Origin of the sequence: Streptomyces sp. NBC_00247, from assembly GCF_036188265.1 — a bacterium.
GTDB lineage: Bacteria > Actinomycetota > Actinomycetes > Streptomycetales > Streptomycetaceae > Streptomyces.
The window spans coordinates 1,772,799-1,798,361 of the sequence record NZ_CP108093.1; the positions used below are offsets into that span (position 1 = coordinate 1,772,799).

At 71.6% G+C, this 25,563-nt stretch carries 18 protein-coding genes; 9 read left to right on the top strand and 9 right to left on the bottom strand.

All coding sequences use genetic code 11. The features are described 5' to 3' along the window. Positions 1-15 precede the first annotated feature (15 nt). The 4 genes from OHT52_RS07155 (at position 16) to OHT52_RS07170 (ending at position 4,520) form a co-directional block, all read left to right on the top strand. A complete protein-coding gene (locus OHT52_RS07155) occupies positions 16-1,398 on the top strand; it encodes an L-serine ammonia-lyase (RefSeq protein ID WP_328719291.1) in 1,383 nt (460 codons plus the stop codon). A 186-nt stretch (positions 1,399-1,584) separates the two neighbouring features. Further along, positions 1,585-1,968 carry a type II toxin-antitoxin system VapC family toxin gene (locus OHT52_RS07160; RefSeq protein WP_328719292.1) on the top strand — a complete coding sequence of 128 codons (384 nt, stop codon included), beginning with the start codon at positions 1,585-1,587 and terminating at the stop codon, positions 1,966-1,968. Positions 1,969-2,049: 81 nt separating this feature from the next. Beyond that, the gene (locus OHT52_RS07165) at positions 2,050-2,547 is read left to right on the top strand and encodes a YbaK/EbsC family protein (RefSeq protein ID WP_328719293.1); all 498 of its coding nucleotides are present in this window, start codon (positions 2,050-2,052) and stop codon (positions 2,545-2,547) included. Between the two features lie 344 nt (positions 2,548-2,891). Beyond that, the gene (locus tag OHT52_RS07170) at positions 2,892-4,520 is read left to right on the top strand and encodes a right-handed parallel beta-helix repeat-containing protein (protein WP_328719294.1); all 1,629 of its coding nucleotides are present in this window, start codon (positions 2,892-2,894) and stop codon (positions 4,518-4,520) included. A gap of 75 nt (positions 4,521-4,595) precedes the next feature. Here OHT52_RS07170 and OHT52_RS07175 read toward each other — a convergent pair whose 3' ends face one another. Both OHT52_RS07175 and OHT52_RS07180 read right to left on the bottom strand, forming a co-directional pair. Then, on the bottom strand, positions 4,596-6,641 hold the full coding sequence (locus tag OHT52_RS07175; RefSeq protein WP_328719295.1) for a LamG-like jellyroll fold domain-containing protein: 2,046 nt from the start codon (positions 6,639-6,641) through the stop codon (positions 4,596-4,598). 143 nt (positions 6,642-6,784) lie between these two features. After that, complete coding sequence (locus tag OHT52_RS07180) at positions 6,785-8,905, bottom strand: ATP-binding SpoIIE family protein phosphatase (protein WP_328719296.1); 2,121 nt, start codon at positions 8,903-8,905, stop codon at positions 6,785-6,787. Positions 8,906-9,587: 682 nt separating this feature from the next. On the opposite strand from OHT52_RS07180, the gene OHT52_RS07185 reads away from it, so the two are divergent. Together OHT52_RS07185 and OHT52_RS07190 are read left to right on the top strand one after the other, a co-directional pair. Then, positions 9,588-10,565, top strand: coding sequence for a terpene synthase family protein (locus tag OHT52_RS07185; protein ID WP_328719297.1), 978 nt, complete (start codon positions 9,588-9,590; stop codon positions 10,563-10,565). Between the two features lie 362 nt (positions 10,566-10,927). After that, the gene (locus OHT52_RS07190; protein ID WP_328719298.1) at positions 10,928-13,276 is read left to right on the top strand and encodes a peptidoglycan recognition protein; all 2,349 of its coding nucleotides are present in this window, start codon (positions 10,928-10,930) and stop codon (positions 13,274-13,276) included. Positions 13,277-13,355: 79 nt separating this feature from the next. Here OHT52_RS07190 and OHT52_RS07195 read toward each other — a convergent pair whose 3' ends face one another. Continuing rightward, positions 13,356-14,291: a formylglycine-generating enzyme family protein gene (locus OHT52_RS07195; protein WP_443046513.1), complete on the bottom strand. Its 936-nt coding sequence runs from the start codon at positions 14,289-14,291 to the stop codon at positions 13,356-13,358. A gap of 227 nt (positions 14,292-14,518) precedes the next feature. Here OHT52_RS07195 and OHT52_RS07200 point away from each other — a divergent pair, with 227 nt between their 5' ends. Further along, positions 14,519-16,012 (top strand): carboxylesterase/lipase family protein, encoded by a 1,494-nt coding sequence (locus OHT52_RS07200; protein WP_328719299.1) that lies wholly within the window; start codon positions 14,519-14,521, stop codon positions 16,010-16,012. Positions 16,013-16,081: 69 nt separating this feature from the next. On the opposite strand, the gene OHT52_RS07205 is transcribed toward OHT52_RS07200, so the two are convergent. The 3 genes from OHT52_RS07205 to OHT52_RS07215 all read right to left on the bottom strand — a co-directional run bounded on the left by OHT52_RS07205 (position 16,082) and on the right by OHT52_RS07215 (position 18,404). Continuing rightward, positions 16,082-16,297 (bottom strand): EF-hand domain-containing protein, encoded by a 216-nt coding sequence (locus tag OHT52_RS07205; RefSeq protein ID WP_328719300.1) that lies wholly within the window; start codon positions 16,295-16,297, stop codon positions 16,082-16,084. Positions 16,298-16,757: 460 nt separating this feature from the next. Continuing rightward, positions 16,758-17,282 (bottom strand): ATP-binding protein, encoded by a 525-nt coding sequence (locus tag OHT52_RS07210; RefSeq protein WP_328719301.1) that lies wholly within the window; start codon positions 17,280-17,282, stop codon positions 16,758-16,760. 354 nt (positions 17,283-17,636) lie between these two features. Further along, a complete protein-coding gene (locus tag OHT52_RS07215) occupies positions 17,637-18,404 on the bottom strand; it encodes an enoyl-CoA hydratase/isomerase family protein (RefSeq protein ID WP_328719302.1) in 768 nt (255 codons plus the stop codon). A 124-nt stretch (positions 18,405-18,528) separates the two neighbouring features. Here OHT52_RS07215 and OHT52_RS07220 point away from each other — a divergent pair, with 124 nt between their 5' ends. Continuing rightward, on the top strand, positions 18,529-19,410 hold the full coding sequence (locus OHT52_RS07220; protein WP_328719303.1) for an alpha/beta fold hydrolase: 882 nt from the start codon (positions 18,529-18,531) through the stop codon (positions 19,408-19,410). A gap of 111 nt (positions 19,411-19,521) precedes the next feature. On the opposite strand, the gene OHT52_RS07225 is transcribed toward OHT52_RS07220, so the two are convergent. Further along, the gene (locus OHT52_RS07225) at positions 19,522-20,787 is read right to left on the bottom strand and encodes a L,D-transpeptidase (protein WP_328719304.1); all 1,266 of its coding nucleotides are present in this window, start codon (positions 20,785-20,787) and stop codon (positions 19,522-19,524) included. 197 nt (positions 20,788-20,984) lie between these two features. Continuing rightward, the gene (locus tag OHT52_RS07230) at positions 20,985-22,238 is read right to left on the bottom strand and encodes a L,D-transpeptidase (RefSeq protein WP_328719305.1); all 1,254 of its coding nucleotides are present in this window, start codon (positions 22,236-22,238) and stop codon (positions 20,985-20,987) included. A gap of 237 nt (positions 22,239-22,475) precedes the next feature. Between OHT52_RS07230 and glgX the strand changes: the two genes are divergently transcribed. Further along, entirely contained in the window at positions 22,476-24,683 is a 2,208-nt protein-coding gene (gene glgX / locus OHT52_RS07235; protein ID WP_328723643.1) for a glycogen debranching protein GlgX, read from the top strand. Here glgX and OHT52_RS07240 read toward each other — a convergent pair. Beyond that, positions 24,660-25,535, bottom strand: coding sequence for a DUF6461 domain-containing protein (locus tag OHT52_RS07240; protein WP_328719306.1), 876 nt, complete (start codon positions 25,533-25,535; stop codon positions 24,660-24,662). The genes glgX and OHT52_RS07240 overlap by 24 nt on opposite strands. Positions 25,536-25,563: the final 28 nt, after the last annotated feature.

Genomic DNA, 25,563 nt, shown 5'->3' on the forward strand with positions numbered 1-25,563 from the left:
AGCTAGGAGTCATCCGTGGCCATTTCGGTCTTCGACCTGTTCTCGATCGGCATCGGGCCGTCCAGCTCCCACACGGTGGGCCCGATGCGGGCGGCGCGGATGTTCGCGCGCCGGCTGAAGAACGAGGGCCTGCTCGCGCCGACCGCCTCGATACGCGCCGAGCTGTACGGCTCCCTCGGCGCGACCGGCCACGGCCACGGCACGCCGAAGGCGGTCCTCCTCGGCCTGGAGGGCGAGTCCCCCCGGACCGTGGACGTCGAGGCCGCCGACGCCCGGGTCGAGCAGATCCGCACCACCGGCCGCATCAGCCTGCTGGGCGCCCACGAGATCCCGTTCGACGCGGACGAGCACCTCGTCCTGCACCGCCGCAAGGCGCTCCCGTACCACGCGAACGGCATGTCCCTCCACGCGTACGACGAGACCGGCGCGCTGCTGCTGGAGAAGACGTACTACTCGGTGGGCGGCGGGTTCGTCGTCGACGAGGACGCGGTCGGCGCCGACCGGATCATCCCCGACGACACCGTCCTCGCCCACCCCTTCCGCACCGGCGACGAGCTGCTCCGCCTGGCCCGGGAGACCGGGCTCTCCATCTCCTCGCTGATGCTGGAAAACGAGAAGGAATGGCGCACCGAGGAGGAGATCCGTACCGGTCTGCTGGAGATCTGGCGGGTCATGCAGGCGTGCGTCGGCCGGGGCATGTCCCGCGAGGGCATCCTCCCCGGCGGCCTCAAGGTCCGCCGCCGCGCCGCCAACTCCGCCCGCCAGCTGCGGGCCGAGGGCGACCCGCAGACCCACGCGATGGAGTGGATCACCCTCTACGCCATGGCGGTCAACGAGGAGAACGCCGCCGGCGGCCGGGTCGTGACCGCCCCCACCAACGGCGCGGCCGGCATCATCCCGGCGGTACTGCACTACTACATGAACTTCGCGGCCGGCGGCGCCACCCCGGAGGAGAAGGACGACAGCGTCGTCCGCTTCCTCCTCGCGGCGGGCGCGATCGGCATGCTCTTCAAGGAGAACGCCTCGATCTCCGGCGCCGAGGTCGGCTGCCAGGGCGAGGTCGGCTCCGCCTGCTCCATGGCCGCCGGCGCGCTCGCCGAGGTCCTCGGCGGCTCCCCCGAGCAGGTGGAGAACGCCGCCGAGATCGGCATGGAACACAACCTCGGCCTCACCTGCGACCCGGTCGGCGGCCTCGTCCAGATCCCCTGCATCGAGCGGAACGGCATGGCGGCGGTGAAGGCCGTCACCGCCGCGAAGATGGCCCTGCGCGGCGACGGCACCCACAAGGTCTCCCTGGACAAGGTCATCAAGACCATGAAGGAGACCGGCGCCGACATGTCCGTCAAGTACAAGGAGACGGCCCGGGGCGGGCTCGCGGTGAACATCATCGAGTGCTGAGGTTCAGGGCCCTGACCAGTGTCTTCGCGCCACGGGCGCTGGTCGGGACCTCCTTTGCTCGCACAAGGGAAAGTCTCCGGGAAGTTCCTGGCGGAGCCCGGCCGATGGGCGCCCGTAGCGGCCGCGCGGTGATGACGCCAAACGTGCGATTCTCCGCGGCGAGACGGCCGACCCCGCGGACGCCGCGTGGGCGGCACGCTCGTCCTGGACTGCGAGGGCCTGTCCCAACTGGTACGACGCACACCTGAGATCACCGAGTGGCCGGCGGCAGCCGAAGCCGAAGACATCCGCGTCGTCACCAGTTCCGTCACCCTCGTCGACGCGCGCGACCCCAAAATCAACCAGGCCCGCTTCGACTACGCCGTTTCCCGAGTGAACATCATCCCGCCGAGCGAAGCCGTCGCCCGCCGTGCGAGCAAGCTTCTGGCCACGGCCGGGCCGCACGGCCACAAGTACGCCGTCGTGGCCGCCACCGCGCTCACCTCACCAGCGCCGGGGACCGTCCTGACATCGGACACCGAAGACCTGTTGACGCCCTGCGGCCCCAGCGTCCGTGTCATCGAGGTCTGACGGCGAGGCCGCGCCCGCTCCTCGACCCTTAAGGTCGTCCCGAACCACACGAACACGTCGGGAACCGAACGGGAGAACACGATGGCTACGGACGACGCCGACGGCATCTACGGCAAGCTGCTGTCCCTGCTGGACGAGCGCGGGGCCGCGTACCGGGTGATCGAGCACGCCTCGGAGGGCAACTCCGAGGCGGTCAGCCTGCTCCGCGGCCACCCCCTCGGCCAAGCCGCCAAGTGCATCGTCACGATGGTGAAGGTCGGCAAGAAGGAGAAGCACTTCGTCCTGGTGGTCGTGCCCGGGGACAAGCGGGTCGACCTGGCGGCGGTGAAGGCGCTCTACGGCGGGAGTTACGCCTCCTTCGCCTCGGCCGACATCGCGGAGGACCTGGCCAAGTCCCCGAGCGGCACGATCCTCCCGTTCTCGTTCGACGACCGGCTGGAACTGATCGTGGACCCCGCGCTGCTGGTCCACCCGGAGATGTATTTCAACGCCGGCCGCCTCGACCGCTCGCTCGCCCTGTCCACGGCGGACTTCCGGTCCGTCGCCGAGCCCCGGGTGGAGCCGGTCTCGGCGGACTGACGGAAGGGCCGGCGTCCTCGCCCGTCGCCGGGAGTCCGGCACGGGCGTTCACCGGCCGTACTCGCTGTCAGGGGCCGACTGATTCGGAGACCAGGAGCCAGGTCGGGCGAGGGATCACGTGCGTCTGAGCGGTCGGAGTTGCGACGCGCGCCATCCGATCGATCTGTCGTGGCGCCTTCGCACCGGGGCTCCGGCCCGCGAAGTGACAGCCCACAAATTGGCACCCGGTTCCCCGGTCCCGTGATCGACTTCGGTGGGAGGACGCGTACACGGACCGTCGCGCGGCGGCGGTCCCGGGCGCGTGCCCACGCCACGACACTCTCTCGTCGAAGGAAGAACACCACATGGACAGACGTGCACTGATGCTGGCGACCGGCGGACTCCTGGGTGGCGTCGGTACCGCCCAGGTGGTGGCGGGGCCGTCGGCCGTAGCCGCCGAAGCGGACGCCACGGCCGGCCCGCTCTTCGACGTACGGCTCTACGGGGCGGTCGGAGACGGCGTCGCCGATGACACCCCGGCCTTCCACCGGGCACTGGCCGACGCCCGGGCAGTGCCGGGAGGCGGGGCAACGCTGTTGGTGCCGGCGGGCAGCTACCCACTCGGGGAGTCGTTGCTGCTCGGTCCCGGTATGAGCGTGCGCGCGTACGGAGCCCGGTTGTTCCGGACCGGCAACACCTCGGCCCTGGTCAAGAACTACACGACCGGCATGCCCGCGGTCGGCGGGTACGCGGGAGCCGGGAACATATCCGTCTTCGGCGGCACCTGGGACATGCGTGGCAGTACCTTCACCTCGACATGCCCGGCCTTCGTCTTCACTCACGCCGAAGGCCTCACCATCCGTGACGCTGCCGTCCTCGGCGTTCCCGAAGCGCACGCCGTCGAGATCAACGCGATGCGTCGGGTCAGGATCATCGACTGCCTCTTCGACGGCGTGTACGTGGCACCCGGTACGCCCACCGTGCCGAACCGACACGAGGCCGTGCAAATCACCGGTGCCACCAACGCGAACAACCTGCCGGCACCCGACTACGACGGTACTTCCTGTGAGGACGTGCTGATTTCCGGCTGCACCGTGCGCAACTCCTCCGCCGTCCTTGCCCCCTACGACGCCCTGTGCGGCGATCACTACGTCGCTTCGTCCGACGCCCCCCGCCCTCTGCACCGAAACATCCGCGTTCTGGGGAACCGGGTGGAGAGCAGCGGCGCGTACGGCATTCGCGCCACCGATTGGCAGCAGTCGGTGATCTCCGGGAACACGATCGACTCTGCGGCGGTCAACGGCATCTACGTCACTTCCGGTTCCGGTAACCCCCTGAAGGACATCGCGGTGACCGGCAACACCATCCGCGGCACCGGGTCGGGTGGCGCGATCGTGGTGTCCAACAGTGGCACGGGCCGGAACAGTTCGGTGGTCGTCAGCGACAACATCGTCCGTGAGGTGGCCGGCGAGACGGGTATCTACATCGGCCAGAGCGACGGCGCTTCGGTCACCGGCAACATCATCGCCACGACCCGCCACCCGACCGGCGGCAACGCCCAGGGAATCCAGCTCCAGGGCTCCCCGAACGCATTGGTCACCGGCAACCACGTGTCGGACGTCGAGGGTGACGGCATCGGCGTCGACAGCGCCTCGACCGGGGTATTGGTCGCCCAGAACACCGTGCTGAACGCGGCACGCAACGGCATCGCCATCGCCTCCTCCGACGTCGCGGTGCGCGACAACCGGGTCACCGGGGCAGGCACCTCGGGTCTGGCGGGCACCTACGCCATCCGCATCGGCGGCAACGCGGTGAACGTGTCCTGCCAGGGCAACGTGTCCCGACCGAGTGGCGGCACGGGCGCCGAGGCGGGCATCGGCGTGATGGCGGGCAGCCAGGCTGCCTGGATAACCGGCAACGACATGCGCGGCTGGGGCACCGCGGCGGTCCTCGACCTGGCCTCCGGGACTGTGGCGTCCAACAATCCCGGCTGAGGCGGCCGAGTTTTCCGGGGCCGGGCGGGGCGTCGCACCCCGCCCGGCCCGCGCCCCAGCCCCGCCCCGCCCCAATCAGGCGTTCATGAACTGGTCCACCCGCAGCGCCCGGTCGACGATGCGTACGTCGCCGAGGGTGCCGTGGAAGACCTGGCTGACGTTCCCGGCCCACTGGTAGCCGCCGACCAGGAACGGCTGGTGCAGCGAGGCCAGGCCGACCGCCTTCGAGGTGGGGTTGCGGCCCTCCTCGCAGCCGTTCACGTAGAGCTTGCTGACCTTGCCGTCGTTGACGACGGCGACGTGCCACCACTCCTGCTGCCGGAGCAGGTGGCTCCACGCGGTGGTCGCTCCGTCCGTGTTGAGCGGGTAGGCGTTCCACTGGATCTCCAGGGACCCGCTGAGCCCCAGCGTCATGACCGGCTCGTCGGCGGTCGACCCCGGGCCGTTCTTCCCGGCCTCCGCCGCGGTCCCGGCGCGGCTGAGCATCGAGGACCAGCCGTTGCGGCCGCCGTTCCAGTCGGCGGGCACCTTGAAGAAGAGCTCGATGGTGTAACCGTGCGGGAACGTCTCCGCGTTGACCGGTGCCTTGTCGACGGTACGGAGGTAGGCGCCGGCCACCGGGTTGCCCTGGCCCGCGAAGACGAGGCCGCCGTGTCCGGGCTGGTCGGGGTGGTGGTCGCCGGTCCAGGTCAGCGCGTTCGCGGCGGCGCCCGGTACCTGCTGGAGGACGAGGTCGTTGCCGTGGCCCGACTGGTCCTGGACGACCGTACCGGCGGGCAGGCTGCCGCCCTCGGCGCCCGAGCCGTCGAACCGCCAGTACGCGAGGGTGCCGGGGACCAGCATCCGCCGGGCGGCACGGGGGCCGCGCTCCGCGACCGGGGCGAAACCGGCGAAACGCTCGTCGAAGTCGATGTCCATGGAGAAGTAGTCGACCGGGGAGGTCAGTTCGATCTCCTTGGCGGCGGCCGCGTTCAGCTCGTCCTCGGCCGCGCGCTCCCGCATCCACGGCGAGAACGTGGCGATGTCGATCCGGCCCCGGTTGAGGTCGAAGCGGTACGAGCGCAGCATGCCGGAACCGCCGTAGTAGCGGTCCTGGTAGTTGGTGATGTGCAGGTGCACGTCGTTGCCGGCGCTGTTCTTCTTCACGGTCGAGCCGGGCGGCCAGTAGTGGCCGTTCAGGGTGAGGAAGATCTGGTCGTTGTCCTTGATCAGCCCGTCCCACATCTGCTGCCCGTACGCCGAGAGGTCGGCGGAGCCGTCGTCGTACGAGCCGACGATCTCGTGGGTCGTCACGATCACCGGGAGGGCCGGGTTCTCCCTGATGACGGTGTTGGCCCAGGCGAACCCGGCGTCCGACATGCGCCAGTCGAGGGAGAGCACCATCCAACGTCGGCCGCCCGCGCGGAAGATGTGGCTGGTGTGGTAGCCGTCGGGGCTGGAGGAATGGTACGCGGGCGACTTCTTGGCCCGCGCCGGGCCGAACGTGTCCAGGTACGGGGTCCGGCCCCGCTGGTCGTCCCCGCCGACGTCGTGGTTTCCCGCCAGCACGCCGTACGCGGCGCCCGCGTCGTCGAGCATGTCGAACACCTTGGTCACGGCGGCGAACTCCTCGGCGTGACCGTTGTTGGTCACGTCGCCGAGGTGGGCGAGGAAGACGATGTTCTCGTCGTTTCCACCGGCCCGCCCGGCCGGGTCGAGGACGTATCGGAAGGACGCCTCCATCGGAGCCGGGTGGATCCGGTCGATGTCGAACATGTACTGGGTGTCGGGCATCACGACGAAGGTGAACCGCGGGCTCTCCGGGTCCGGGCTCCATGTGCCGCGCTTGCCGCGCCCGGTCTTCTTGCCGTCGTCGTGCGCGCCGGAGTACGCGTCCGCGTGCGCGTCGGACGCGCCCGAGGCGAAGGCCGGCGTCGCGCCGAGCAGCCCCGTCGCGGTCGCCGCGGCCCCCGCGCCGAGGACACCGGCGCCGCGCAGGAAGGTGCGCCGGCTGCCGGCCGCCGGCCCCTCGCCGTCGAGGTCCGCGGTGCGCGGACAGCCGCAGCCGGCCGAGTGCGCGGCCGCTTCCGTCAGCAGGTTCCGCTCCGGGGCGTCGGGGCTGCCGTCAGGGGTGGTGTGCATGCGTGCTCCCAGCGAAAAGAAGTGGATGCTCGCACGCTAGAAAGGCCACGGGTGCGGGCGGATGTCGCACCGGCGACCGTCCGCCCAACACTCCGACAACTCCGCGACCGCCCTGACCTGGGACGGAGCCTCCCGATACAGCCCTACAACTCCACCTCGGCCCAGATGATCTTCGCGTCGTGGGTGTAGCGGGTGCCCCAGCGGGAGGCGAGCTGGGACATGATGAAGAGGCCTCGGCCGCCCTCGTCGCCGACCCGGGCGTGCCGCAGATGGGGGGCGACGAGACTGGCGTCGCGGACCTCGCAGGTGAGGGTGTGGGTACGGACCAGTCGCAGGGACAGCGGCGGGGTGCCGTAGCGCACGGCGTTGGTGACCAGCTCGCTGACGATGAGTTCGACCGCGTACAGCGCGTCCTTGGGGACTTTCCACTCGGCGAGGTGCGTGCGGGCCACGGTCCGTGCCTTCGCCGGGGCCCCCGGGTCGTCGTCGAGCTCGACGGTGACCACCTGGGCGGGGCTGACCTCCATGGGCCGGGCGAGGAGCAGTACCGCGCCTTCCGGGTGGGCGATGGGCGGGTAGTTGTACGTGATGGCGTCGCCGATCTCCCGCAGGTCCCGGTCGGGCGGCGAGAGCACCTCGTCCACCGGGCGCAGGCCGGGGCGGTCGCGCAGGTTGCTGCCGCCGCTGTGCATGACCAGGAGGCTGCCCGGCTCCAGCTCGATCTCGGCGGTGACGAAGGGGGTGCCCTCGGTCGCGGAGAGCGGCGACCCCTCGGGCAGGTCGAAGAGGAGCGGGGTGCCGTCCGGGCGGACGATGTGGGGGGTCGGCTGGCCGGCCCGGGCCACCGTCCAGAGCCGGGTGAAGGGGTCGTACTCCCCGTACAGGCACGTCGCCCTGAGGGGACGGTGGCGCAGGGCGTCGCCGACGGGGAGGGCGGCGCGCTCCTCGGCGAGCTGGACGGCGATGTCGTTGAGGCGGGCGAGCAGTTCCTCGGGCGAGAGGTCGAGGGCGGCGAGCGCGCGGACGGCGGTGCGCAGTTGGCCCATGGTCGTCGCGGTCTGGACGCCATGGCCGTCGACCCGGCCGACGACGAGGGCGGTCCGTCCGCCGGAGAGGGAGATGGTGTCGAACCAGCTGCCGCTGTTGCGCCCGGGCAGATAGACGTGAGCGGTGTCGACGGCGATGGGGGACGTCGGCCCCGAGGGCAGCAGTCTGCGCTGGACGGTGGAGGCGACGGTGTGGTCGCGTTCGTAGCGCCGCGCGTTGTCGACGCTCAGCGCGGTGTGCGCGGCGAGCGTCACCCCGAACGCGAGGTCGCCCTCGTCGTACGGCTCGCTTCCGGCGCACCGGTAGAAGCTGACCACGCCGAGCGCGGTGCCGCGCAGTGCCAGCGGCGCCACGATCAGCGAGTGCGACCCGAACTTCGCGATGGACTCGGCCCGGTCGGGGTCCGTCTCGTACCAGGGCAGGTCGGGGGTGAGCTGCACCAGGCGGGGGCGGAGGTCGCCGAGCGAGAGGGAGTACGGGGTCGGGTGCGGCATCTCCCGTACGTCGCCCACCGGATGGGCGGCCCCGCCCATGCCGAGAGGGCCCCGGAACGCGATGCGGCGCAGCGGGGCGCCCCGGGCGGGCGGGCCTGCGAGGGCGTCGGCGCCTCGCAGGACGTCGTCCACGATCTCGACGACGGCGATGTCGGCGAACCCGGGGACCAGCGCCATGACCAGCTCCTCGCAGGTGACGGCGAGGTCGAGGGACTGGCCGACGCGTTCGCGTACGGCGTCGAGGGCCGCGGCGCGGGCGGAGTTGCGTTCCTGGGCGGTGATGTCCGCGGCCAGCACGAGCAGTGCCGCCGGTCCCGGACCGGAGGCGTCCGGCAGTGCGGCGGTGTCCGTGTCGGCGGCCAGCGGGTGGAAGGCGACGGCGAAGGTGCGGTCGGTGCCGGCCGGGTCGGTGCGGTACGCCCTTGCGACGCCGACGCCCTCGCTCCGGTCGGTCGCGGACGGGGCGGCCGAGGAGCGCTCCGGGGTGCCGGGTTCGAGGGCGCGCACCGCCGCGTCGGGGTCCTCCAGCCGGAACACGTCGGTCAGGAGCCGTCCGACCACCTGGTCCGGGGCCTCGCCGAAGGTCAGCGCGCCGGCCCGGACGATGCGCAGGTCCCGGTCGACCACGTACGTGCGGATGACGGGGGCGGTCACGAGGGCGTGCAGCAGGGCGGGGGGAGCCGGGTCCGGGGGAACCGCAGACGGCAGGTCGTCGTCCGGCACCGCTCCACCACCGCCCTTCGAACACGACTTCGCCTCACCCCACCTTGGGACGCCCGACGGGCTCGCGCCATCGGGAGACGTACGGACGGAGGACGGGCGGCGACGGGCGGTGCGCGGGTGCCGGACGGACCGCGGGAGGACGCCGGAGGGCAGCGGTCCCAAGGCTTCGGGCCGTGGGACGTCGGATTCGGGGGAACGGGCCGGGGGTTTAGGGATCTCGGCCCAAGGACGCACGGCAAAGCCCCCCGAGCCGGTGGGGAAACCCGTCGTACAAACGCCGAGACGCCACGGAGTGGACTACGACGGTCATCAACCGCTCATAAAGTCACCAGCGTTCGGCGGCACCATACAATTTCGGTCACGGGCGACTTCCCTCAGCCGCTCGCCCGGGGTTGACTGGGCGTCACGCATGGTGACGCGACGGTTCGAAGTCCGGTTCCACCCGGCCACCGAATACACCCGTTCGGGGGCCTCGGCACGACAGGGAAGGAGAGGGAGGAACCAGCACACCCCGCAGGGTGAAGCCTTGGCCAATGAAGGTGGATTCCGGAACGCTTGGTTCCGTCGGCTCCCCACGACTTCGCGCTCCGTGTGCACCACGACCGCTCACCGCACCGACCCTCCATCCACATCGTCTTGACGAGGGGTACCAATGAGCCAGATCGCGTTACCGGCGTTTCATATGCCGTTTTCCAGCGCCGGCTGCAATCCGGGCCTGGAGAAAACCAAGGAGGCCGCCTGGAAATGGGCTGACCACCATGGCGTGGAACTCTCCCCGGTGGCCCGGAAGAAGATGATCAGAACCCGGCCGGAGCTGTGGATCTCCCTCATCTTCCCGTCCGCCTCCCAGCAGCACCTCGACCTCTTCTGCCAATGGCTCTTCTGGGCTTTTCTGGTGGACGACGAATTCGACGACGGACCTGCCGGGCGCGACCCCCGGATGTGCGGGAGCGCGATCACCCGCCTCGTGGACGTACTCGACGGGGCCGTACCGCACTCCGCCATGGAACTGGCCCTGGAGGAACTGCGGAACCGCACGTACCGCGGGCGCTCGGCCGCCTGGGTACGGCAGTTCCGCCGGGACACCGTGGCCTGGCTCTGGACGTACTACGCCGAGGCGGTCGAGCGCGCCGCCGGACAGGTGCCGTCCCGGGCCGAGTTCGTGAAACACCGGCGGGATTCCGTGGCGATGCAGCCTTTTCTCGATCTCCACGAGATCACGGCCGGCATCGATCTCACGGACGCGGCCCGGAGCCTTCCCGCGTACATCGCGCTCCGGGACGCGGTGACCGACCATTCGGGTCTCTGCAACGACATCTGCTCCTTCGAGAAGGAGGCGGCGATGGGCTACGAACACAACGCCGTCCGCCTCATCCAGCGCGACCGCGGCTGCACGCTCCAGGAGGCGGTCGACGAGGCCGCCATCCAGCTCGCCCGGATAACGGAACGGGTGCGGCGCGCGGAAAGGGCCCTGGCCGAGGAAATGGACGCGGCCAAAATAGAGGGCGCGGAACGAGTCGCCCTCGAACGGTGCGTACGGGACTACCGCGGTCTCGTGCGGGGCGATTTCGACTACCACGCGCGGGCCGAGCGCTACACCAGGCCGGACCTGGTGGAGCCCGAGGAACGGAGCGAACTCTCCCGGTTCTTCGCGGCGTGAACGGCCTCGCCCGGAGCCGGACGCCCCGCGCGTCCACGGGCTCCTGAAAAGAGGCCTTCCCGAGGACCCGTCAGGCGTACGAGCACTCGCGGCATGTGGCTTCCGGACTTTCGGCGGCGGAACCCCGGAAGCCGCATCCGGCGACCCCCTGAGGGACCACCCGCCACTTCTTACGCTCTGATGACCGAGACCACACCCGTTCGGGTGAATTCCCGTGCGAGACTGTCTCCTCCGGCACCCAAGAGTCGGCTGGTTCCTGTGGGTTGCCCCGTATCGCGGAGGCGTCGTACGACCACGCCCCAGGTTGAACCCCGACCGACGGATCGCCGTTATCTCTCTCATCATCCTCGGGGAAATCACACGTGAGATCAAAGCGCAGAGTATGGGCCACGGCTGCCGTCGCGACGGCAGCCGTGGCGGGTGTTCTCGTGTTCCAGGGAGTCACCGGCACCGACGGCGCCGACGGGGGCGTGGACGCCAAGTCCGCCCCGGCGCGGGTCGACGTGCACGAGAACGAGCTCAAGGTGTCGGCGGACGGGACCACCGCTGACCTCACGCAGAAGGAAGCCGCGCCCTTCAGCCTGCTGGGCGTCACCTGGACGGATCCGGCGGCCAAGGTCTCCGGCACCGTCGAGGCCCGCACCCGCTCGGTGGCGACCGGCGAGTGGACCGGCTGGCTGCCGCTGGCGACCGACGTGGACGGGCGCACCGAGACCGGTCAGCCCGGCGTGCGGGGCACCACCGAGCCGCGCTGGGTCGGGGCGTCGAACGGTGTGGAGGTCCGGGTGACCTCCCGGGGCACGTCGTCCGCCGGCCTGCCCGCCGGTCTCCGCCTGGACACCGTCGATCCCGGCACCTCCGGGTTCGACGCGGAGACCGCCGCGTACGCGCAGGACGTGAAGGAAGGTCTCACCGAGGACGGCGAGAGCGAGGAGCCCACCCCGGCGGACACCGCGTCGGCCCCGGAGACCCCGGAGACCCCCGAGCCCACGGCGACGGGAGACACCTCGGGCTCCGGCGGGCTGACCGGCTCGGACTCCGGCGAGCCGACGGCGACCCCGACGGCGACCCCGACGACGGCGGCGCCCACGACCCCGGCGCCGACCGCGACCACTCCGTCCCCGACCACCCCGGCTCCGTCCGCGACGACGGCCTCTCCTTCGCCGACGCTGACGCCCGGACCGGTGTCCACGATGCCGAAGCCGCCGATCGTCGGCCGGGCGGGCTGGGGCGCGGACGAGAGCCTCAACGACGAGGCGCCGGAGTACACGACCTCCGTCAAGGCCGTCTTCGTGCACCACACCGCGCAGACCAACGACTACTCCTGTGCGGACTCCCCCGCCATCATGCGGAGCCTGCACGCCTTCCACGTCCGGTCGAACGGCTGGAAGGACCTGGGCTACAACTTCATCGTCGACAAGTGCGGGACCATCTTCGAGGGCCGCAAGGGCGGTGTCGACAAGCCGGTGTTCGGCGCCCACACCTACGGCTTCAACCGTGAGACGGCCGGTATCGCGGTCATCGGCATGTACACCGACACCAAGGCCGCGACCGCCGCGACCACGGCGGTGGCCCGGCTCGCCGCGTGGAAGCTCGGCCAGTACAAGGGCGACCCGGCCGGGAAGACGACGCTGGTGGCCGGCGCGACCCAGAAGAGCGGCACCGGCATCTCGTACACCGCCGGGGAGACCTACACCTTCAACCAGATCTCCGGTCACCGCGACGGCTTCAACACCGAGTGCCCCGGCACCGCGCTCTACGGGCAGTTGGGCGCGATCCGTACCGCCGCGGCGGGTCCGGTCACCGGACTGGCCGTCTCCTCGGTCACCGGGAGCAGCACCTCGGGCTCGACGACGTACACGCAGTCGGGCGTGAAGGTCGCCTGGACGGCCACCACCCCGTCCGCGCTGATCTCCAGGTACGAACTGCTGGTGGACGGCAAGGTCGTCGCGACCACGAACGGCTCCACCACCTCCGCCACGGCGACGCTCGCCCTCGGCACCCACAAGGTGCAGGTCCGCGCCACGCACGCGTCGGGCAAGGTGTCGGCGCCCTCGGCCGCCGCGACGGTGGTCGCCGAGAAGACGGCCCCCGCCTTCACCACCAAGCCCTCACTGGCGCTGAGCGCAGGTACGGTCAACACCACGGCCGTCCCCGTCACGTTGAAGTGGAAGGCCGCGGACGGGATCGCGCTCAAGGAGGTCCGGCTCACCGCACCGGCGGCGAAGACCTACCCGGCGACGACGACCAGCGCCGCCCAGACCGCCAAGCCGGGTGTGCCGACGACGTGGAAGATGACGGCGTACGACCGCGCGGGCAACACCGCCGCCGCCTCGGTGATCGGTACCCCGGTGATCCTCCAGGAGACCTCCACCACCCGGACGGGGACGTGGACGGCGAAGTCCTCGACGAGCTACCTCGGCGGGAAGTCGTACTCCAGCAGCGCCAAGAACGCGAGCATGACGTGGACGTTCACCGGCCGTTCGGCCGCGCTCGTCGTCTCGCGCGCCTCGACCTCGGGGCAGGTGTACGTCTACGTGGACGGGAAGAAGACGGCCACGGTGGACCTGAAGTCCACCACCACCAAGTACCGCGACGCGATCTGGACGACCACCTGGCCGGCCGCCGCCAAGCACACGGTGAAGCTGGTCGTGGTCGGCACGAGCGGCCGGCCCGCCATCACCACGGACGGGCTGGTCTACCTCAAGTAGTGCCCGTACGGCGCCACATGTGACAGCGCGCCCCGGCCGGTGGTCCACCGGCCGGGGCGCGCTGTCGTGGTGACGGCTCTCACGCGTCGCGGGCGCACCGGAAGCCGCCGTGGCCGGTGGAGGAGTCGGGGGTGTTGTGGGAGCGGGCGGCGACCCGGTAGCGGTTGCAGTAGGAGGCGTGGCAGAGGTAGGAGCCGCCGCGGATGACGCGTTCGCCGGGGCCGAAGGCGTCGGAGCACCACTCCCATACGTTGCCCGAGGTGTTGTGGAGGCCGTGGCCGTTGGGCGGGTAGGCGGTGACGGGTACGGTGCCGGGGCCGCCGGGCCGGTCGGAGCGGTGCGGGAAGTCGCCCAGCCAGGTGTTGCAGCGTTCCTCGCCGCCGGGGGTGAACTCGTCGCCCCACGGGTAGCGGGCGCTCTCCAGCCCGCCCCGGGCCGCGTACTCCCACTCCGCCTCGGTGGGCAGCCGCAGGCCGGCCCAGGCGCAGTAGGCGAGGGCGTCGTCGTGGGAGACGTGGACGACGGGGTGGTCGGCGCGGTCCTCGACGTGGGAGCCGGGCCCTTCGGGGGCCGACCAGGTGGCGCCCTCCACGCCCAGCCACCAGGGCGCCCCGGGGACGGTTCCGACGACGTGGCGCCGGGCGTCGGGGTGGACGAGCCGGTGGAAGACGAAGGAGCTGCCGAAGCGTTCGGCGTCGGTGCGGTGTCCGGTGGCCCGGACGAACGCGGCGAACCGCTCGTTGCTGACGGCGGTGGTGTCGATACCGAAGGGAGCGACGGTGACCCGGCGCGCCGGGCCCTCGTGGTCGGCCCGGTACCCCTCGTCGAAGGCGTCCCCCATCCAGAAGGTCCCGCCGGGTAGTTCGGCCATGGTGTGCCCCGCCGCCCGCGCCCGACCCGGGGGCGGCGGGACGGGGGGTATGCCGAGCAGGGCGGGGCCGGGGCCGGCGCCGGACGCGTGCGGGGGGTGCGGGGTGCGGCCGGGGGCGCAACAGGGCCGGTCGGACGTGCTCATGCGGAAGCTCCGGTGGTGACGTACTGCCGTGGTGAGGTTGTTGTCGTGGTGACGTGCTGCCGTGCGGGGCCGGCCTGCCTGCGGGTGCGCCCGTGTACCAGGATCGCCGGGGTGCCCGCGGGCCGCGTCGGCGGGTCCCGGTGCGTACGGGGCGCCGGGATCTTCGGGCTGCCTCCGGCGGGGAAGTACCCCATTCTGGAGGGCACCCCGCGAAAGGGCCGACGCACATGCGCGAGACACATCCGGACGACCGCCCGTCCGTCACCACCGCCACCACCCTCCACGGAGCCGTGCGCGGAGTCCGGGAGAACGGGGTGACGGTCTTCCGGGGCGTCCCGTACGCGGCGCCGCCCGTGGGTGCCCGCAGGTTCCGGGCTCCGGAGCCGCCCGAGCCGTGGCCGGGGGTGCGGGAGGCCGTGGCGTTCGGGCCGACCGCGCCCAAGCGCCCGTACGACCCGCCCCTGGACGTGCTGCTGCCGGACCCCGAGGTGCCCGGCGACGAGTGGCTCAACCTCAACGTGTGGACGCCCGGCACGGAACGGTCCGGGCCCTCCGGGCTGCCGGTCCTCGTCTGGATGCACGGCGGCTCGCTGCTGCACGGGTCCTCCGCCGTCCCGGTCTACGACGGCACCGCGTTCGCCCGGGACGGGGTGGTGCTGGTCTCCGTCAACTACCGCCTGGGGATCGAGGGGTTCGGCGTCTTCCCGGACGCCCCCGCCAATCTCGGGCTGCTCGACCAGCTGGCCGCCCTGGAGTGGGTACGGGACAACATCGCGGCGTTCGGGGGCGATCCGGGGCTGGTGACGGTGGCGGGCGAGTCGGCCGGGGCGGTGAGCGTCGCCGCGCTGCTCGCCGCGCCGAGGGCCGTGGGGCTGTTCCGGCGGGCGGTGCTGCAGAGCGGGGCGCCCGACGCCCCGGCGCCCGAGGTGGGGCGCCGTACGACGGAACTCGTCGCCCGGCGCCTGGGTGTTCCGGCGACGGCCGCGGCGCTGGCGGCCGTGGCACCGTCCGCGCTGCTGGCCGCGCAGAGCGAGGTGACCCGCGGCGGGAACCCGCTGACCGGCCGCGACGCCTTCCACATCGTGACCGACGGTGAGCTGCTCCCCCGCGATCCGGCCGAGGCGCTGCGCGCGGGTGCGGCGGACGGGGTGGACCTGCTGATGGGGACGAACACCGAGGAGTACCGTCTCTGGTTCGTGCCCAGCGGGCTCACCGAGCGCCTCGGGCGCGTCCGGCTGCGGCTGGCGCTCCTGAGGTTCGGGGTGCCGGGCGCGACGGCACGCGTGTACCGGGCCAACCGCCCGGGCGCGACACCGGGCGAGCTGCTCGGCGCGCTCGCGACGGACCTGCTGCTGCGGGTGCCCCTGAACGTCCTGGCTGACGCGCGGGTGGGCGCCCAAGGCCGCACGCACCTCTACGAGTTCGGCTGGCGCTCCCCCGTGCGGCGGCTCGGTGCCTGCCACGCCCTGGAGATCGGCTTCGTCTTCGACACCCTGGCCCACCCGGACGCCGTGGCGCTGGCCGGTCCGCACGCCCCGCAGGAGCTGGCGGACGCGATGCACGCGGCCTGGGTACGGTTCGCGGCCACCGGCGATCCGGGGTGGGCCGCCTGGGACGCGCGGCGGCCGGTGATGGCGTTCGGTCCGGGCGCACCCGCCGTGGTGGAGGCGCCCAGGGACGACGAGCTGCGCGGCTGGCCACCGTACCGCGCGGCGGGCTGAGTCGCGGGTGGGCCCCGGCCCTCGGAGGCCGGGGCCCCCGGCCGGGGATCGGGACCGGGTCCCGTCGGCTCAGGCCTTGTTCTGCGAGGCCCAGAACTCGTCGAAGGTGAGCAGGCCGTCGCCGTTGGCGTCGTGGGAGTTGATGATCGCCTGGGCGACGGTCTCGGTGACGAACGGGTCGCCCAGCCGGGCCATGGCGCTCTTGTACTCGGCGGCCGTGATGAGACCGTCGCCGTTCTGGTCGAAATGCTCGAACGCCTTGCGTGCCGACTCGATGTCCGCCACTTTTCCGCCCCTATCGCTTGTCCGATTGACGGTGGTCAGATTAACCGGCCGACACCTTCGCTCCTGCGGCGGCCGGTGAGGAAGGGGAGCGCCGACTCGGAGGTCCGGAGCGGGAACGATCTGCACCACCTCCGCCGAATCTGCAAATCATCCAGTGAACCTCATATTCATTCACTGAATGCCAGGAGTTTCATCCATGGAACCTACGATTCACATACCAAAAGAGCGCATTGGCCCACCAATGCCCGAAATGCACCTTTGGCTTCCTGGGGCTGATGTGCCATAGTCGTCTCACGACCTCCTCCGACCCGAGCCAGGTCTTGCACGCGGCCGTGGATCACCCCCCATTTCACGGCCCCCCACAGAAGCCCCCAGATCGCCGCACCACGGCGGACGGGGGCTTCTGCGTGCGCCGGGAACCGGGAGGGTGTGGCGGCGGTGGCGCCCCGCGGCACCGCCCTCAGCGGTCCGAGCGGTCCGAGCGGTCCGAGATCCGCATCTCGAACCAGGTGATCTTGCCGCGCGGCAGCAGGTCGACGCCCCAGCGGTCGGAGAGCTTGTCGACGAGGAAGAGGCCCCGCCCGCTCACATCCATCTCCCGCACCGGCATCAGACACGGCAGACCGCGCGAGGGGTCGCGCACCCCGATGCGGATCATGCCCCGGCGACGCTCCATGCGCAGACCGAAGTACTGCGCACCGGTGTGCCGTACGGCGTTGCCGACGAGTTCGGAGACGAGCAGTACGGCGTACTCGGCGAGTTGCGGGGAGAGTTTCCACTGCCACAGCACCACGGCCGACGCGATCCGGCGGGCCGTCGCCGCGGACTCCGGGCGGGACGGCAGCCGCACCCCGTCCTCGCCGGTCGGGTTCCCGTACAACTCCAGTACATGGGCTGCCTGTTCGTCGTCCGACACCGATACCCGCCGCGCCGCTGTCGCACTGCCGTGCGCGCGCGACTGTTCCCCACCCTCCAGGCCCGCCATGCACCCCATCATGGCCGGAGCGGGCACGGTCCGGGGCCGTTCCGAGGGAATCCCACCGCCGGAATGGCCGAATCCGGTAGGGAGATCGGCATATACCAAAGGCATAAAAATGATCGGCGTGACCCCTCTGACCTGCGGCGGAACACCGGCAGTACGGAACGCTCGCACCGGCTCTTCTCCGGTCGGCCCGTGCGGTGCGCCCCCGGGGCGGTCCCTGCGATGCCGCTCGCACGGATGAACGTGGTCCGGCCCCGTGCGGGCTCACGGGCCCGCGGCACCGTGCGCGGACCGGGCCCCGCGGCGGGCTCCCGGCGGGACCGGTCCGAACCGCGGAGCCGGGCCCGCCCGGCACACTCAGCGGAAGGTGGCCTTCCCCGGCCCGTCCTCCATGAAGCTGCGCATGCCGGTCTCCCGGTCCTCGGTGGCGAACAGCCCCGCGAACAGGGTCCGTTCGATGGTGAGTCCGGTGTCGAGGTCCGTCTCCAGACCCGCGTCCACCGCCTCCTTCGCCGCCCGCAGCGCCAGCGCCGGCCCCTTCGCCAGGGCCGAGGCCCAGGCGTGCGCCTGCTCGTACACCTCGGCCGCCGGGACCACCCGGTCGACCAGACCGATGGCCAGGGCCTCGTCCGCCCGTACGTGCCGGCCGGTGAAGATCAGGTCCTTGGCCCGCGAGGGGCCGACGAGCCGGGCGAGGCGCTGGGTACCGCCCGCCCCCGGGATCACCCCGAGCAGGATCTCCGGCTGGCCGAGCTTCGCGTTGTCACCGGCGATCCGGAAGTCGGCGCAGAGCGCCAGCTCGCAGCCGCCTCCGAGGGCGTAGCCGGTGACGGCGGCGACCACCGGTTTGGGGATGCGGGCCACGGCGGTGAAGGAGTCCTGGAGGGCCCGGGAACGTACGACCATCGCCGCGTGGTCCATGTCCCGCATCTCCTTGATGTCCGCTCCCGCCGCGAACACCTTCTCTCCTCCGTGGATCACCACGGCGCGCACGTCGTCGCGCCGGGCCGCCTCCTCGGCCAGCTCCTTCAGCCGGTCCTGGGTGGCCACGTCCAACGCGTTCATCGGCGGCCGGTCCAGCCGGATCGTGCCGACGCCGTCCTGTACTTCGAGGGTTACGGTCATGGGGGCAGGCTAAGCGCTGTCCCGGCCGATGACGGGGGTCGGCGGAAGAGGCGCGGGTCACGTGCCTGGTGTGGGTGCGCCGGTGCGTGGGTGCGCTCCGTCGGCCCCGTGGCAGGATTCATGTATGCCGAATGTTGTCGTGTCTCCCGAGGTCTCCATCGCGTACGAGAGCTTCGGCGACCCCGGGGACCCACCCGTCCTGCTCGTGATGGGTCTCGGTGCGCAGATGCTCGCCTGGCACGAGGACTTCTGCCGGGCTCTGGCACACCGCGGCCGGTACGTGATCCGGTACGACAACCGCGACTGCGGGCTGTCCACCAGGTTCGACGATCACCCCGTCGACACGGGCGAGTTCATCGCCACCGTCAGCTCGGGTGACATCCCCGCCGCCCTCGCGATGGTTCCCTACCGGCTTCGCGACATGGCCGACGACGGACTCGGTCTGCTCACCGCGCTCGGTATCGGACGCGCCCACGTGGTCGGTGCCTCGATGGGCGGGATGATCGCCCAGACGATGGCCCTCTCCTCTCCGGAGCGGGTGCTGACCCTGACGTCGATGATGTCCTCGACCGGCGAGAGCGAGTACGGCCGGTCCACCCCGGAGGCCCAGGCGGTGGTGTCCGCCCCGAAGCCGGCGGACCGCGAGGGGTATGTCACGGCGGCGGAGAGGGAGTTGGTGTGGGCCTCCAAGCGCTACGGCGACGCCGCGGCGCTGCGTGAGCTGGCCGCCGCGAGTTACGACCGCTCGTACTACCCCGCGGGGATCGGGCGGCAGCTCGGCGCGATGGTCCTCGGCGGTTCACGCGCGGACGCCCTCCGTGAACTGCGGGTGCCGACGCTGGTGATACACGGCCTGGACGACACGCTGATCGCCCCCAGCGGCGGACAGCGCACGGCGGAGCTCGTACCGGGTGCGGAACTCCTGCTGCTCCCCGACATGGGCCACGACCGCCCCCGGGAGCTCTGGCCGAAGCTCATCGACGCCGTGGTGTCCCACACCGGCTGAGCGGGCCGTCCGCCGACCGGCGTCCGTCGCGTCCGCGTGGAACGGCGGTGGGCCCGGCGCCGTCGTTCCACGGCACCGGGCCCACCGCCCGTGTTCAGCTGCTGTGCGGGGTCACTTGATCCACTCGGACCAGTCCATGTTCCAGCCGTTGAGGCCGTTGTCCGGGGCGATCGTCTTGTCCTTGGAGTTCTTCACGACGACGACGTCTCCGATGATCGACTGGTCGAAGAACCAGCCGGCCGGGGTGTTGCCGTCGTATCCGCCGCGCACGTCCCGCAGCCCGACGCAGCCGTGGCTGGTGTTGGTGGTGCCGAAGATGCCGGAGCCGCCCCAGTAGTTGCCGTGGACGAAGGTGCCCGAGGTGGACAGGCGCATCGCGTGCGGCACGTCCTTGATGTCGTACTCGCCGCCGAAGCCGACGGTGTCCCCGTTCATCCGGGTCACCCGGAGCTTCTCGCTGATGACCATCTGACCGTTGTACGTGGTGGTGGCCGGGGCGCCCGCCGAGATCGGGATGTCCTTGAGCGTCTTGCCGTCGCGGACGACGACCATCCGGTGGGTGGAGGCGTCGACCGTGGAGACCTGGCTGCGGCCGATGGTGAAGCTGAAGGTCTTGGCCTGCTTGCCGTAGACGCCCGGCCGTCCCTCCACGCCGTCGAGGTTGAGCTCCACCGTCACCTTGGTGCCGGCGGCCCAGTACTTCTCGGGGCGGAAGTCGAGGCGGTCGTTGCCGAACCAGTGGCCCTCGATCGGCACGCTGGGCTCCGCCTTGACCGTGATGGCCTTCTCGACGGCGGCGGGGTCGGTGATGCCCCGGGTGAAGTTGATGGAGACCGGCATGCCGACGCCGACGGTCGACCCGTTCTCCGGCGTGTACTGCCCGATGAAGGTGTTCTTGGGGACCAGCGTGGTGAAGGTGGTGTCCTTGGCGGACTGGCGGCCCTTGGAATCCTCGGCGAGGGCGTGCACCGCGTACTTGGTGGACGCGGCGAGGTGGCGTTCCGGGGTCCAGGTGGTGGCGTCCGCGGAGAGGGTGCCCTCCACCTCGGCGCCCTGGGCGTCGGCGACCTTGACCGAGGTCAGCTTGCCCTTGGCGGCGGAGATCTTCAGCGCTCCGCTGGTCTCCACGGAGGTGGCGCCGTCGGCCGGTGCCACGGTCACGACCGCCTCGGAGGCGGCCGTGTCCTCGACCGTGCCGCTGCCGCCCTTGCCTCCGGCGCCGGTGCCGCTGCCCGCACCGCTTCCGCCGGAACCGCCGCAGGCCGTCACCAGCAGAAGCAGTGCGCCGAGCAGCAGCGCGAGGATTCCGGGGCCCCGGCGCCCACGCGTTCCCCCGCCGGTCCCGGCCGCACGTCCCCGTATCGGTGTTCCGCTCATCGTGGTTGTCTCCCCTCGCGCGGCCTGGCCCGATCGGACCCCGCACACCCCCGCGCGTCGAACATGCGCGCCTATCGAGAAGAAAACCACACGGTAATGGGCGGTGAAGTACTGGGGATGTCACCGTTCAGTCCCAAGTGCTGCCGGAACAAAAGCAGGTGACACGGGGTGCGGAGACGCTCACCCGAGGCGGGGTGTCACCGCCCCGCGCGGAGCGCCCCGGACCCCACCGGGAGGGCCGAACCCGCCTTCCACCGCTTCCAGTCGAGGTTCCAGCCACTGAGTCCGTTGTCCGGGGCGACCGTCTTGTCGTCGGAGTTGACGACCTCCACCACGTCGCCGACGAGGGTGCGGTCGAAGAACCAGCCGGCCGGCGCGGAGGCGCTGCCGCCCTTCTCGTCCCGCAGCCCGATGCAGCCGTGGCTGACGTTCTCGGAGCCGAAGGTCTCCTCGGGTGCCCAGTAGTTGCCGTGCAGGAAGGTGCCGGACTCGGTGAGCCGGATGGCGTGCGGCACGTCCTTGATGTCGTACTCCCCGCCGAAGCCCACCGTCCGCCCGTCCATCCGGGTCACCTCGTGGAGTTCGCTGACCACCATCTTCCCGTTGTACGTGGTGGTCTTCGGCGCCCCCGCGGTGATCGGCACGGTACTGACGAGCTCGCCGTCCCGGCGCACCTCCATGGTGTGCCCGGCCGCGTCGACCAGGGAGACCTGGGAGCGGCCCACGGTGAAGCGGACGCGCTTGTTCTGGCTTCCGTACACGCCGGGTGAGCCCTCCACGTCCCGCAGCCCGATGTCGACGGTGACCACCGTGCCCGGCTTCCAGTACTTCTCCGGCCGGAAGTCGAGCCGGTCCTTGCCGAACCAGTGGCCGGACACCTCCACGGCGGGGACGGCGGTGACCTTGACGGCCCGCTGTACCGCGGCACGGTCGGTGACGGGGCTGCTGAAGTCGAGGGAGACGATCATGCCGGTGCCGACCGTCGAGCGGTGCTCCGGTTTGACGTAGCCGATGAAGTGGTGCCCGGGGATGAGCGTGGTGAAGGTGGTGTGCCGGGCCGACCTGCGCCCGGCGCCGTCCACCGCCACCGCGTCGACGCTGTACTTCGCGGCGAGCCGGAGGCGTCCGGTACCGCCGGTGGGGGTCCACCGGCGGCCGTCCTCGGAGATCTTTCCGGTGATCCGGCCGCTCCGGGCGTCCTCGATCTGCGCCACCTCGACGCTCTCCAGGTGCCCGTCCGGGACCTCCACCTCCATGCGGGTGGAGGCCGGGACGTTCTTCGCGCCGTCCGCCGGGAGAATCCGGATCACGTCCTCGGGGGCGCGGGGCTTCCCGTTGACGAAGGGGATGTGGCCGGTGCAGCCGGTCAGTACGGCCGCGAGCGCCAGTAGTCCTGCCCATGTCAGCACGGCGGCCGGACCGGTCCGCGCTCTCTTCGCTGTGTGAGTCACGCACCCCCAACGACCGGGGTCGCTCCGGGGAAACGTGAGTGTGGGCCTCCCGGTGGGCAGAACAGGGGGGAGGACTTCACCGGGAGGCCGCGGCCGGGACGCCGCGCGTCTCCCGTTCTGCCCGTCCCCACGAGCCGCAGGAGGCCGGGAGTGTCGAGCGCAGCCGAGCAGGAAGCCGTGCAGGAGCCGGTACGACCGGTGCGCGCGGACGAGGGGGCATCGGGAAACACCACCCGTGTGCCGCAGTCCGGTGCCCCCGCGGGGGGCCAGGACGGAGCCGTGCCGCCCCCGGTGTGGCCGGGCGCGCCCATGCCGCTGGGCGCGCGGTTCAGGGTGGGCCCGGACGGGGTGGCCGGTACCAACTTCGCCCTGTGGGCGGGCGGGGCGGAGGCCGTCGAGCTCTGCCTCTTCGACGGGGCTGGGCACGAGACCCGGTGCCGGCTGACCGAGCTGACCCACGAGATCTGGCACGGCTTCCTGCCGGGGGTGCGTCCCGGCCAGCGGTACGGCTACCGCGTCCACGGCCGCTGGGACCCGTGGACGGGGGCCCGCTGGAACGCCGCGAAGCTGCTGCTCGACCCGTACGCCCGTGCCGTGGACGGCACCTTCGCGCTGCCGCCCGAGGTCTACGGCCACATGCGGGACTGGCCGCAGCAGCACGTCGCCGACACCGTGCGCGACGAACGCGACTCGGCGCCGTTCGTGCCCAAGGGGGTCGTCGTCCACGACGATCTCCCCGGCGGCGAGGACGAGTGGATGGACGACCGGCGTCCCAAGACGCCCTGGGCCGACTCCGTCATCTACGAGCTCCACGTGCGCGGCTTCACCAAGCTGCACCCCGGCATCCCGCCCGAGCTGCGCGGCACGTACGCCGGTCTCGCCCACCCCGCCGCGATCGAGCACCTGAAGCGGCTGGGGGTGACGGCGGTGGAGCTGCTGCCGGTGCACCAGTTCGCGCACGAGGACCATCTGCTCCGGCGCGGGATGCACAACTACTGGGGCTACAACTCCATCGGTTACTTCGCCCCGCACGCCGACTACGCGGCGAGCGGCACCGCCGGGCAGCAGGTCGGCGAGTTCAAGCGGATGGTGCGCGCCCTGCACGACGCCGGGATCGAGGTGATCCTGGACGTCGTCTACAACCACACCGCCGAGGCGGGCGAGCTGGGCCCGACCCTGTCCATGCGGGGCGTCGACAACCGCGGCTACTACCGCCTCCAGTCCGACGCCCGCCGGTACGCCGACTACACCGGCTGCGGCAACACCCTGCACGTGGTGCAGCCGCACGTGCTGCGGCTGATCACCGACTCCCTGCGGTACTGGGTGACCGAGATGGGCGTCGACGGATTCCGCTTCGACCTGGCGGCGGCGCTGGCGCGTTCGATGCACGACGTGGACATGCTCTCCCCGTTCCTCGCGGTGATCGCCCAGGACCCGGTGCTGCGCCGCGTGAAGCTGATCGCCGAGCCCTGGGACGTGGGCAACGGCGGCTACCAGGTGGGCGCCTTCCCACCGCTGTGGACCGAGTGGAACGACCGCTACCGCGACGCCGTGCGCGACTTCTGGCGCGGCGCGCTGGGGGACGTGCGCGACCTCGGTTACCGCCTCTCCGGCTCCAGCGACCTGTACGCCTGGGGCGGGCGGCGCCCGTACGCCTCCGTCAACTTCGTCACCGCGCACGACGGTTTCACCCTGCGCGACCTGGTGAGCTACCACCACAAGCACAACGAGGCCAACGGCGAGGGCAACCGCGACGGCACCGGCGACAACCGCTCCTGGAACTGCGGCGCGGAGGGCGAGAGCGACGACCCGGAGATCAACGCGCTCCGCCGCCGCCAGCTGCGCAACCTGCTCACCACCCTGCTGCTCTCCACCGGGGTGCCGATGCTGGTGGCGGGTGACGAGATGGGGCGTACGCAGGGCGGCAACAACAACGCCTACTGCCAGGACAACGAGATCAGCTGGGTGGACTGGTCGCTCCTCGACGACCCGGGCTGGCGCGGGCTGACCGAGCTGACCGCCCGGGTGCTGCGGCTGCGCCACACCCATCCGGTGCTGCGCCGCCGGGCCTTCTTCTCGGGACGGCCGCAGACCGCGGACGGGCTGCGGGACCTGGCCTGGTTCACCCGGCACGGCGAGGAGATGACGGCCCAGGACTGGTACGCGCCCGCCGCGACGCTCGGGCTCTTCCTCTCGGGGCGGGACATCCCGGGCCGGGACGCGCGGGGCGAACAGATCGTGGACGACAGCTTCCTGGCGATCCTGCACGCGGCGGAACGCCCGGCCGACTTCGCTCTGCCGGGCCCGCCGTGGGCCGGTGCCTACGAGCTCGTCCTCGACACCTCCCGGGAGGACCAGGCCGAGGCACCCGGCACGGTCCACCCGGGCGGCACGGTGCTCACGGTGCCGGGGCGCTCGGTGCTACTGCTGCGGGTGACGGCGTAGCGGGCGCAGCCCTGTGCCCGCAGGGTCTACGGGGCGGGCCGGCAGGACGCCGCTGGTGCGGAACCCACCCTGGGCGGGGGCGCGGTCCACACCGCTCTGGCGGCCCCGCCACCGGGGTCCGGTGGCCCGCTCGTACGCGGCGCGCAGGCCGGCCGGAATCAGGCGGAGGCGTTCGTCGGGGAGGGGGCTGCCGTTCGCCGCGGCCCAGGCGTGGATCTCCTCGAAGTCGGCCGCCGGGGAGCCCATGACCGCGTAGACGGGGAGGCGGCCCCCGGCCAGGGAGGTGCGGGGCAGGGAGAGACCGAAGCGTTCTTCGAAGACGGCCAGAGTGCGGCGGCGGTGTCCGTCGTGGTCGTCGATGCCGGGGTCGCGGAGAGCCGCGCCGTCGGGGCGCAGGATTCCGGCGGCCACGAGCTCCGGCAGGAGCGGATCGCCCCCTTCGCCGTACCGGCGGTACTCCTCGCACAGGCCGAATCCGGTGACTGTGCGGCCGTCACGGCCGTAGGAGACGTGCGTGGGCGGATGCTCGGAGTTGTGGTGGTAGTGGACGGCTTCCACGCCGTCGCGCGCGACCTCGTCCAGCTTGTCGAGGTAGGGGCCGTAGGTGATCGCGAACGCCCAGCCGGCGTGCTCACCGACGCGGACGACGGCGCTGCCCGGTCCCCGGCCGGGGTAGGCGTCGATGTCGAGACCGGTGATCTCGTCGTCGGTCATCGCCTCCGCCGCCGAGCCCGCCCGCGCGCCCATGCGAACCGCCAGCTCTTCGGCGCCGATGCCCCGGGCGAAGTGCACGTCCAGCATCCAACCGGAACTGGAGGTCCTGCCGACCATCCACTGAAGACCGTCGCTCACGTTGTTCTCCCAGGAGGAACGCCCACAC